The sequence below is a fragment of the Rhodoblastus sp. genome (assembly GCF_041915505.1).
Classification (GTDB): Bacteria; Pseudomonadota; Alphaproteobacteria; order Rhizobiales; family Beijerinckiaceae; genus Rhodoblastus.
Map to the genome: position 1 here is coordinate 1 of NZ_JAYSBG010000094.1, position 10,931 is coordinate 10,931.

8 protein-coding genes are annotated in these 10,931 nt (G+C 65.3%); 5 read left to right on the forward strand and 3 right to left on the reverse strand.

Going from position 1 to position 10,931, the window contains the following annotated elements:
• On the forward strand, positions 1–1,761 hold a 1,761-nt coding region (locus ACE3S9_RS08060; RefSeq protein ID WP_374545929.1), incomplete at its 5' end, for a glycoside hydrolase family 15 protein.
• Between the two features lie 33 nt (positions 1,762–1,794).
• Here the strand turns inward: ACE3S9_RS08060 and otsA are convergent.
• Complete coding sequence (gene otsA, locus ACE3S9_RS08065; RefSeq protein ID WP_374545930.1) at positions 1,795–3,246, reverse strand: alpha,alpha-trehalose-phosphate synthase (UDP-forming); 1,452 nt, start codon at positions 3,244–3,246, stop codon at positions 1,795–1,797.
• 305 nt (positions 3,247–3,551) lie between these two features.
• Here otsA and ACE3S9_RS08070 point away from each other — a divergent pair, with 305 nt between their 5' ends.
• Positions 3,552–5,393, forward strand: a complete 1,842-nt coding sequence (locus tag ACE3S9_RS08070; protein WP_374545931.1) for a PQQ-binding-like beta-propeller repeat protein — start codon at positions 3,552–3,554, stop codon at positions 5,391–5,393.
• 171 nt (positions 5,394–5,564) lie between these two features.
• Here the strand turns inward: ACE3S9_RS08070 and ACE3S9_RS08075 are convergent, their stop codons facing one another.
• Together ACE3S9_RS08075 and ACE3S9_RS08080 are read right to left on the reverse strand one after the other, a co-directional pair.
• Positions 5,565–6,272 (reverse strand): aquaporin, encoded by a 708-nt coding sequence (locus ACE3S9_RS08075; protein WP_374545932.1) that lies wholly within the window; start codon positions 6,270–6,272, stop codon positions 5,565–5,567.
• A 113-nt stretch (positions 6,273–6,385) separates the two neighbouring features.
• Positions 6,386–7,096 (reverse strand): Crp/Fnr family transcriptional regulator, encoded by a 711-nt coding sequence (locus ACE3S9_RS08080; protein WP_374545933.1) that lies wholly within the window; start codon positions 7,094–7,096, stop codon positions 6,386–6,388.
• A gap of 189 nt (positions 7,097–7,285) precedes the next feature.
• On the opposite strand from ACE3S9_RS08080, the gene ACE3S9_RS08085 reads away from it, so the two are divergent.
• From ACE3S9_RS08085 to ACE3S9_RS08095, 3 genes are all read left to right on the forward strand, one after another.
• Complete coding sequence (locus tag ACE3S9_RS08085) at positions 7,286–8,566, forward strand: MFS transporter (protein WP_374545934.1); 1,281 nt, start codon at positions 7,286–7,288, stop codon at positions 8,564–8,566.
• Positions 8,567–8,616: 50 nt separating this feature from the next.
• Positions 8,617–9,672, forward strand: coding sequence for an HAD family hydrolase (locus tag ACE3S9_RS08090; protein ID WP_374545935.1), 1,056 nt, complete (start codon positions 8,617–8,619; stop codon positions 9,670–9,672).
• Positions 9,673–9,839: 167 nt separating this feature from the next.
• On the forward strand, positions 9,840–10,931 hold a 1,092-nt coding region (locus tag ACE3S9_RS08095), incomplete at its 3' end, for an acyltransferase family protein (RefSeq protein WP_374545936.1).

Here is a 10,931-nt window from a genome sequence, read left to right on the forward strand (position 1 = left end):
GGCAATGGCGCGATTTCAGCCTTGATCGACCGTTCCGGCGCGATCGTCTGGCTGTGCTGGCCGCGCGTCGACGCGGATCCGGTGTTTTGCGCGCTGGTGGATGGAGCGAAGCCGAGGGACGGCTATTTCTCGATCCGTTTCGACGACGACGACGCGAGCTATCAGCAGACTTACATCCGCAACACCGCCATCGTCGAGACCATCGTCACATCGGCCGACGGATCGGCGGCCTTTTCGATTACCGATTTCGCCCCGCGATTTTCGCAATATGGGCGCCATCACAATCCGCCGATGATCATCAGGCAGATTGCGCCCTTGCGCGGCCTTTGCCGCATTCGCGTCCATCTGCGCCCGCGCATGGCCAATGGCGCCTTGCGGCCGCTGCGCCTCGTCGGCAGCAATCACATCCGCTACACGACCGAGGCGGGCGCGATCCGCCTGACCAGCGAAACCCCCGTCGCCTATATCGCCACCGACGGCGCCTTCATCCTGTCCCAACCGACGACTCTCGTGCTGCACGCCGATGAGCCGCTGCCAGGCGCGATCCGTCCGATGGCGCGCGAGTTTCACGATCTCACCCGCGACGCCTGGCTGGAATGGGTGCGCAATCTCAGCGTCCCGTTCGAATGGCAGAACGAGGTGATCCGATCCGCGATCACCTTGCAGCTTTGCAGTTTCGAGCAGACCGGCGCCATTGTCGCCGCTCTGACGACCTCCGTGCCCGAGGCCCCGCAGACGGAGCGCAATTGGGACTATCGCTATTGCTGGATCCGCGACGCCTTTTTCACCGTCCAGGCGCTCAACCGCGTCGGCGCGACCGCGACCATGGAGCATTTCATTGATTACGTCACCAATATCATCGCCATGGAGCGCGGCCCCGACCTGAAGCCTGTCTATTCGGTCCTGCCGGAAATGTCGCTGGAGGAGCGCGACGCGCAGGAATTACTCGGCTATCGCGGCCACAAGCCGGTGCGGATCGGCAATGCCGCCGTCCGTCAGGTTCAGCACGACGTTTACGGCAGCGTGATCCTCTCGGCCGCGCAAATGTTTTTCGACGAACGGCTTCCCCGGATGGGCGACGAAGCCTTGTTCGCGCTGCTGGAGCCGCTCGGCATGCGGGCGCTCGCGGTGGCGCTGACGCCGGACGCGGGCATTTGGGAATATCGCGACAAGCCCTCGATCCATACCTATTCCGCGGCGATGTGCTGGGTCGCCTGCGATCGGCTGGCGCGGATCGCCGAGCGGCTGGGGCTCGCCGATCGGGCCGCGCAATGGCGCAAATCCGCGGGCGATTTGCGCGAGACCATTCTGCGGCGGGCGTGGAGTCCCGAGGCCAAGTGCTTCGCCGGCCACCTCGATTCCCGCCATATCGACGCCAGCACGCTGCTGCTCAGCGATCTGGGGCTGGTGTCGCCGGACGATCCGCGCTTCGTGGCCACCGTCGAGACCATCGGCGAGGTGCTGGGACGCAAAGGCTATCTATTCCGCTATGCGGCGCCGGACGATTTTGGCGCGCCCACCACCGCCTTCACGATTTGCAGTTTCTGGTATGTCGAGGCGCTGGCCGCGATCGGCCGCCTCGACGAGGCGCGCAGCCGGTTCGAAATGATCCTGGCGCGTCGCAATCACGTCGGCTTGTTGTCCGAGGACATCGATCCGGCGACCGGCGAATTATGGGGCAATTTCCCGCAGACTTATTCGGCGGTCGGCATCATCCTTTGCGCGACGCGGCTGTCGAAAAGCTGGGAGGACGCGCGATGATCCGGCGCGGCCGTGGCGTGGTCTCGTTGTTCCTTACGGCGTGTTGACGAGGACGCCGAACAGGCCGCGCAGGCCGTCGAGAAGGCTGGCGTTCTGGCGCGTTTCGCCGAGGGCCGTCAGAAAACTCTCGGCCCATCGCGAGATATCCGCCGACATCAGTTGCGCGCGCATGGGCGCGTGGCGCTCGCATCGCTCGGCCTGCGGCATTTCCAGCGCCTGTTTCAGCTTCGCGGCCACGCCTTCAATTTCGTGCGGATTGACGATCAAGGCGTCTTTCAGTTCGACGGCGGCGCCGGTGAATTCGGACAGCACCAGCACACCCGGATCGTCGGGGTCCTGCGCCGCCAGAAATTCCTTGGCGACGAGATTCATGCCGTCGCGCAGCGGCGTGACCATGGCGACATTGGCGCGGCGATAAAGGCCGGCGAGATCGGCGCGCGGATAGGAGCGGTTGGTATAGCGGATCGGTGTCCAGTGCGGTTCGCCGAAGCGGCCGTTGACCCTGCCGATCAGTTCCGCCACCGTGCTTTCGATTTCCGCATATTCCTTGATTTCGGACCGGCTGCGCGGTGCGATCTGCAACAGCGTGACATTGCCGCGCCATTCGGGGCAGGTCTCCAAAAAATGGCCGAAGGCCTGAATGCGATGCGGAATGCCCTTCGAATAATCGAGCCGGTCCACCGATAGGATCAAGCGCTGGCGTCCGAGGCTCTCGTCGACCATGCGGGCGAAGGGCGAATGGGCGACCCGCCGCGCCAGCCGGCCAAAGACGCGGCTCTCGATGCTCACCGGGAAGGCGCCGATCCGCACGCGTCGATCGTCGATTTCGAAACTCCCGTTGCGCTCGCGACGCGCCCCGCGAGTCATCAGATAATCCGCGAAATTGTCGCGGTCCCGATCGGTCTGGAAGCCGACGAGATCGTAATGGGTCAGGGCGCCGAGAATCTCTTCGTGATGCGGCAGGGTTTGCAGAATATCGGGTGGCGCGCAAGGGATGTGCAGGAAGAAGCCGATCGGATTGAGGTGGCCGCGCGCGCGCAATTCACGCGCCAAAGGCATCAGGTGATAATCGTGGACCCAGATGACGTCGCCCTCGGACAGGAAGGGACTCAATCTGTCGGCGAACAGCTGGTTCACGCGCAGATAGCCGGAAGCGTCGGCGCGCGAATAATCTTGCAGATCCACGCGATAATGCAGGATCGGCCAAAGCACGCGATTGGCGAAGCCGCTGTAATATTCCTGATAATCGGCGGCGGTGAGATCGACCAGCGCGAAGGCCATGTGGTTGCGCTGGAAAAAGCGCAAATGGTCCGGCTCCGCGACCTCCGGTTCGCCCGAGCGCACCTGGCCGCTCCAGCCGAACCATAATCCGCTGCGGTTTTTCAGCGCGGCCTTGACGGCGACGGCGAGGCCGCCCGCCTGCGCCTCGCGGGCGGATTGCGGCGCGGCGACGCGATTGGAAACGATTACCAGGCGCGCGACCATGGACGCCTCCCGTCTCGAAATCTGTGGCGCCGGCCGTGATTATTATGGTTCCGGGAAGAGGCTGCGCGCGGTTCTGCGGCGGAATGGCCGTCTCTGCAAAGGCGTGTCGGGAGACGCGTCAAGCGAAGTCCCGGCCACCCTCAAGGGGAATGGCGCACCCGATCCGTCTCGCCAAGCCGACGCCATTCTAGGCTCTTTGCATCGCTTTGACCACAGGCGCTTTTTTGTCCATCTCGCGGCCTGCTTGACACGGCCGCATCGCCGACAAATGCTGAGCAAATGGCGCAGCGGGACAGGAGGCGGCGATGCGTTCGATAGCTTGCGCCTTCGGCGTCCTTGTCGCGATCTTGCCCTTGCCGGCCTCGGCGCAAGCGCCTTCCGTCGCGCCCCCGGTTTTGGACGCGACTCTGTTCGAGACCAATTGCGCTGTTTGCCACGACAATCCGGCGACGCGCGCGCCGGCGCGCGCGTCGCTCAAGGACATGGCGCCGGATTTCATCGTCGAGACCCTGACCACCGGGCTGATGAGCGCGCAGGGTTCGGCGCTGACGCCGGCGCAGCGCGTCGCGCTTGCCGAAGGTCTCACCGGCCGCAAGATCGGGGACGAACAGCCGATGGCGGGTCGCTGCGATCCCGCCGTGGTCCCGCCGCTCGCGCTCGATGGGCCGTCATGGAACGGCTGGGGCGCGGGCGTCGAAAACTGGCGGCTCCAGCGCGAGCCGGGCGTGAGCGCGGCGGACCTGCCGAAACTATCCCTCAAATGGGCCTTCGGCGTTCCCGGCGCTGTGACCATGTTCGGACAGCCGACCGTCGCCGGGGGCCGTATTTTCTTCGGGGCGCAGAACGGTCATGTCTATGCGCTCGACATGACGTCGGGCTGTTCGATCTGGGATTATCGCGCCAGCGCCGGCGTGCGCGCGGCAGTCACCGTGGCGAAGGCAGGCGGGCGTCCGGCGGCCTTTTTCGGCGACCGCCGCGGCCATGTCTATGCCGTCGACGCCGCTTCGGGCCAGACCATCTGGAAGGTGCTGGCCGACGACGAGCCCGCCACGCAGATCACCGGCGCGCCGGTCCTGTTCGAAAACCGGCTCTATGTCCCGATCTCGGTCGGCGACGACAGCAAGGCCATCGATCCGAACTATCAATGCTGCAAGGGGCGCGGCGCGGTGGTCGCGCTCGACGCCGAAACCGGCGTCGTGGTCTGGACCACTTATATGACCGCCGAAACGGCGCCGCAGGGCCGCAATGCGATCGGAACCCAGCTTTATGGCCCGTCCGGCGCCTCGGTCTGGTCCGCGCCGACCATCGACGCCCGGACGCGGCGGCTCTATGTCGGCACCGGCGACAATCATTCGGCGCCGGCGACCGACACCAGCGACGCCGTGCGCGCGCTGGCGCTGGACGACGGCAAGGTCGTATGGTCGCGACAGCTTCTCAGGGGCGACGCCGGTAATGCGGCTTGTCTCGCGGCCGACAAGACGAATTGTCCCGAACCGCACGGCCCCGATTATGACATCGGCGGTTCTCCCAATCTGATCGCGCTCGCCGACGGCCGGCGGATCTTGACCGTCGGCCAGAAATCCGGCCTCGTCTGGGGCCTCGATCCCGACCGCGACGGCGCGGTCGTCTGGAGCCGGCGGGTGGGGGAGGGCGGCCTGCTCGGCGGCGTGCAATGGGGCGCCGCCACCGACGGAACGCTGGTCTATGTCGCGGTGTCGGACGTGAAGATCCGGCATCTCGTGCTCGGACAGCCGATCATGCTCGATCCCGACGCCGGCGGCGGCCTCCACGCGCTTTCGGCCGCGACGGGCGACGAGGTCTGGAGCGCGCCGCCGACGAAAGCCTGCGCCGGCCGGCCGAATTGCAGCCCGGCCCAATCCGCCGCCGTGACCGCGACGCCCGACTATGTGCTGTCGGGCGCGATCGACGGCCATTTGCGCGCCTATGCGCGCGCGGACGGTCGAATTTTGTGGGACGTCGATCTGGCGCGACCGTTCGAAACGGTCAATCGGGTCCGCGCCGAAGGCGGATCGCTCGATTCCGCCGGGGCGACCGTCGCCGGCGGGATGATTTTCGTCAATGCGGGCTACGGGCTTTACGGCGGCAAGCCCGGCAATGTTCTGGCGGCCTTCGGCCTCTCGCGTTAGCCGAAACGGATGAGCCCGATCCCTGCTGCGGGCTTGGCGTCACTCAAGGGATGAACCCGCCGGCGAACCGGATGGAACGCCCATCCCTTTTTCGCGGTTTTTTCAATCCCATTGCTCGCATTGATCCGGTTCGGGCGCGGCGGCCGCGCCCGAACCGAACCTTGGCTCAACTCAGCCGCGGCTGGCGTCGAGCAGCGCGCTTTCCTTGAACAGCAGGCCGGCCAGTCCCGCGCCGATCAGCGGCGCCACGATGAACAGCCAGAGCTGCGCGACGCGTTCGGGGCTCGACGCGATTCCGACCAGCGCCGGGCCGATCGAGCGCGCCGGATTGACCGAGGTCCCGGTAATATTGATGCCGACCAGATGGATCACGACCAGCGTCAGGCCGATCGCCAGCCCGGCGAAGCCGCTCGGCGCGAAGGGATGGGTCACGCCAAGGATCGTCACCAGGAACAGGAAGGTCGCCACCACTTCGAAGACGAAGGCCGAGACGACGCCATATTCGCCGAGATAGCCCGCGCCCCAGCCGTTCTGGCCGAGGCCGCCGTTCCAGCCCTGCGCCTTGCCGGACAGGATGATGTAGAGCACGACGGCGCCGGCGATGGCGCCGATGACCTGCGCGATCCAATATTGGATCATCTCGCCGGCGCTCATGCGCCCGGCGACGAAAACGCCGAAGCTGACCGCCGGATTGACGTGGCAGCCCGAGATCGGCCCGATGCCATAGGCCATGGCGACAATGGCAAAGCCGAACGCGCTCGCAATGCCGAGCAGATTGACGGCGGTGGGGCCGGTTCCCATGCCGCCGACGACCGCCGCGCCGCAACCGAAAAATACCAAAGCGAAAGTCCCGACCAGTTCCGCTGCAAGTTTCTTCATGCCAGATCCTCCTCGTTCACTCGCTTCGGCCGCGCCGTCCTTCATCCGGCGGGGCTCATCTCACCGGCGCGTTCGCGGCGCCCGGACGTTGGCCGCCTTTTCGCGGCGGCCGCTCAACGATCGCTCGCCAGTTTCGCGCGTAGCGCGGCGGGGGCGAAGATTCCGATCTGGCCATAGCCGATCCTGACCTGACCTTCGGCCTCCAGCCGGCGCAGGAAGACGCCGGTCGTCGTGCGCGACAGGTTGCACATATTGGCGAGATCGGTCTGGTTGACGTCAACCCAGACCGGCTGCATGTCTTTCGCGATGTCTTTGGCGCCGTTGCGATAGCCGCCGGAGCGCAGCAGCACGGCGAGGAAGCGCCGGAATTCGTCGCGGATCATGAGATCCTCCATCGCGCCCAAAGCGATCTGCGTGTCGATCAGGGCCAGCCCCGCCAGATAGCGCCAGCCGATGGGGTCGCGCGTCAGAATTTCATTGATCGCGTGGAGGGGCAGGAACAGAACCTGGCAATTGCGGCCCGCGGTGAGGCCGATGATCCGGTTGCAGCCGGCGATGGTCGGCCCGTAGCCGGACCATGACCCCGGCGTCATGATATGGCCGATGAAAGGACCGTCGTCGCCCGGCGCCATCGAGACTTTCACCGAGCCGGCGACCAGCCCGTACATGCCCCCGGGCGGGTCGTTGACGGAATAGATCGACTCGCCGAGCTGGAAGGATTGCAGCGCGACGCGGGCGAGTATGGCGCGGCGAAAGGCCTCCGACGTCATGTTCAGCCAGCCGCGCGTCGTCGCAATATCTTTGGCCTCATCCAAAGTGACCATGGCCCCTCGCCATTTCGGAAACCGGGGTAGCTAAACAGGAAATCGGGACAGGATTGCACGCCAGCGGACAATTTGTGAGGAAAAACACCGATATTGCAAGGCAAGCCGCGCTTGAGCGGCAAGGCGCGCTTGATTAGGCTGACGCCGCCATCGGGAGCGAGGCTCAAGAAAAGTTCTGAAGGGCGGACGATGACGACGCGAGACGGGTCGCGACAAGCGCTTTTTCCGCCGCAGCAGGCGCGTCGCGCCTATGCGTGGACCCTGTTCGGCCTCTCCTTCGGCCTGATGATGTCCGACCATATGTCGCGGCAGGTTCTCAGCGGCGTCTTTCCCCTGTTGCGGCAGGAATGGGGTTTGGGCGACGCCCAACTCGGCGCGCTGTCGGGCGTCGTCGCTTTGATGGTCGGCGTGCTGGTCGTGCCTTTTTCCATCGCGGCCGATCTGTTCGGCCGCGTCAGGAGCGTGGCCGCCATGGCTTTGCTGTGGAGCTTCGCGACAGCCGCCTGCGGCCTGGCGGCGAACTTCGACCAGATGCTGCTGGCGCGCATCGGCGTCGGCGTCGGCGAAGCGGCCTATGGCAGCGTCGGCGCCGCCGTTCTGCTTACACTGTTCCCGAAAGAGATGCGCGCGACTGTCGTCGGCGCCTTTCTGGCCGGCGCCGTCTTCGGTTCGGTGATCGGCATCGCGCTCGGCGCCAAGGTTGCGGCGCTATGGGGTTGGCGGTCGGCCTTCCTGCTGATGGCGGCGATCGGCGTCGTGCTGGCGCTGCTTTATCTCGCGGCGGCGCGTGACGATCGCGTCGGCGCCGCCGAGCGCCGGGACAATTCATCGCTTGCCTTCTCGGCGGCCAGGCTCAAAAGCCTTGGCGCCCAGTTGTTCGGCGTCCCCTCGGTGTGTTTCGCCTTTATCGCCAGCGGCTTGCAGCTCTTCGTCGCCGCCGCCTATGTCACCTGGCTGCCGAGCTATCTCAACCGCGCCTACGCCATGCCGCTGGCCGAGGCGGGCGCCGCCGCCGCGATCTTCATCCTGCTGTCCGGCGCGGGCATGATTCTGTGCGGCGTCGCCGCCGACCGCGCAAGCCGGACAGACCGCGCCCGAAAGGTCTCCTGTGCGGTCCTCTATTGCCTGATCGTTTTCGTCGCCCTCGGCGGCGCCCTGTCTTGCGCGCCGGGTTACGGCCAATTGGCGCTGCTCGCCCTCGGCATGGTCTTTGTCGCCGGCGCCGGCGGGGTCGGCGGCGCCGTTGTCGCGAATGGCGTGGATCCCGCCATTCATGCGACGGCGCTGGCGACCTTGACGCTCGCCAATAATATTTTCGGCCTCGCGCCGGGCCCCTTTGTCACCGGCCTGCTCGCGGATCGCTATGGCCTCGCTTTCGCCATGCAGGTCGCCCCCATCGCGAGCCTTGTCGCCGCCGGCCTGTTCTGGTTGTGCCGTGGGCATTATGCCCGGGACAGCGCGCCCCGTTAGCGCGTCGGCGAAGTCTTTTTGCGGAGAAAAGCTGTCCAGGGGAGGTTGAAATGATCAAGAAGTTTCACGGTCCCGACCGGCGCCTCGTCCTCGGCGGCCTCGTCGTGCTGCCGCTGCTCTCGGTCACCTGGCCGACCGGCGGCGCGCAGGCGCAGCCGGCCGCCGCCGACCCGTTGCCGTCCTGGAACGACTGCCCCGCCAAGGCCGCTATCATCGATCTCGTGAAGACGACGACGGACCCGGCCAGTCCGAAATTCATCCCGGTCGAGGGGCGTATCGCGACCTTCGATCAGGACGGCACGACCTGGGTCGAGCATCCGATCTATACGCAGGTGGTCTATTGCTTGGATCGCGTTGCCGACGTCGTGAAGGCCAAGCCGGAACTCAAGGGCGTAGAGCCGTTCAAGACGGTTCTGTCCGGCGACCGCGCGGCGATCGCGAAACTGACCCTCAAGGATCTCGAAAAGATCGCGGTGGCCACGCTCACCGGCATGGATGTCGAGACCTTCCAGGCCCAGGTCGCGACATGGATTGAAAACGCCAAAGACGCGCGCTGGGGCCGGCCCTATACCGAGCTGGTCTATCAGCCGATGCTCGAAGCGATGTTTTATTTGCGCGACAATGGCTACAAGACCTATTTCGTCACCGGCGGCGGCCAGGATTTCGTCCGCGTCTATGCGCAGCGGGTCTATGGAATTCCCCGCGAACAGGTGGTCGGCTCGGCGCTCGGCGTGAAATTCGGCCATGACGCCCAAGGCAAGGCGGTGCTGATCAAGGAGCCCCGGCTGGTGCTCAATGACGACAAGGCCGGCAAGCCCGAAGGCATTCATCTCGAAATCGGCGCCCGTCCGGTGATCGCCTTCGGCAATTCGGTCGGCGACCGCGAAATGCTGGATTACACCACCTCCGGCGCCGGCGCCCGTCTCGGCCTGCTCGTCCTGCACGACGATCCGGCCCGCGAATATGCCTATGGCCCGGCGCGCGGCCTTCCCGACACGAAGATCGGGACCTTCACGCCGGCGCTCGATGAGGAAGCCGCCAAGAGAGGCTGGAAGGTCATCAGTATGAAGCAGGATTGGAAACGGATCTTCCCGTTCGATCCCTGAGACCGCCGGTCTTTCGCGCCGGCGGTCGATCCTCCCGTAATTTCCGTCATTTACGAGCGATTCATTTTGCGGGGTTAGTTTAAGTCCGGCGTCGGCTGGGCCAGCGCGATGTCGCCTCTTTTTCCGCTGTTCGGGTCATGGATAAACCCCAGGAACTTTCCCTTGGAATGACGTTCGAACCGTTCGACGCGCTGCGCGAGCGCGCCGACGACCTCCCGACCAACCAGCCGGCCGCGCGCGTCGCCACGTCGGAAGGCGCGCAGGAAAAAGCCAGGACCAGGCCCGCCTCGGATATCCGTATCCCCGCGCTCGACGGCCTGCGCGGGCTGATGACCATTTTCGTCGTCGTCTCGCATTATTTCGGCGAGGTCCCCACTGGCCTCAGCGGCTTTTGCGTCGGCTGGCTCGCCGTCCTGGTGTTTTTCGTGCTCAGCGGCTATCTCGTCGGCCGGCTGATCGTGGAAAAAATGCATTCCGGCAATTTTCTGCGCGTCTTCTACCTGCGCCGCGTCTGCCGGACCTTCCCGACCTATTTCCTGGCCGTCATCCTGATCATGATGCTGGAGCGTCATTTCGCGCCGGCGGGCTGGATGGATACCGACAAACGCTTGCCAAGCTGGTCCTATCTGGTCTTCGCGCAGAATGTCTTCCTCGTTCTCAAACAGAGCTTTGGCATGCATTGGCTGTCGCCGACCTGGACGCTGGCGCTGGAGGAGCATTTCTATCTGGTCGCGCCCTTCCTGCTCCTGCTGACGCCGCGCCGGCATTGGCTGAAACTGCTGGTCGGCCTCGCGCTCGTCTCCTTGGGCGTTCGGGCCTATTGCGTCCTGCAGGGCAGTCTCGTGATGGCCCCCATCGCCTTGCTGCCGGCGGCCGGCGACGTGCTGTTCGCGGGCATGATCCTCGCGGTTCTGGTCACGTCCAACGCGATCCCCTGGGATAAATATTCCCTGCATTTCCGGGTGGCGCCGATTGTCTGCCTGCTGCTGACGGCGCTGACGCAAAGGCTGGACGGCTCCGTCGTCGGCCCCTGGTTCGAAATTCTCGGACCGTTCCTGATCGGCATCGGCGCGGCCTCCTTGATCCTGATGCTGGTCAAGGGCGCGCCCGAGGCGGCGCGGTTCGATTACCGGATCCTGAAATTCTTCGGCAACATCTCCTATAGCGTCTATTTGACGCATCTGACCGTACTTGGCCTCATGCACGGTCTGCTGCTCGGCCGCGCGCCCGATATCGCCAGCCCCGTCCAGATCCTCGTG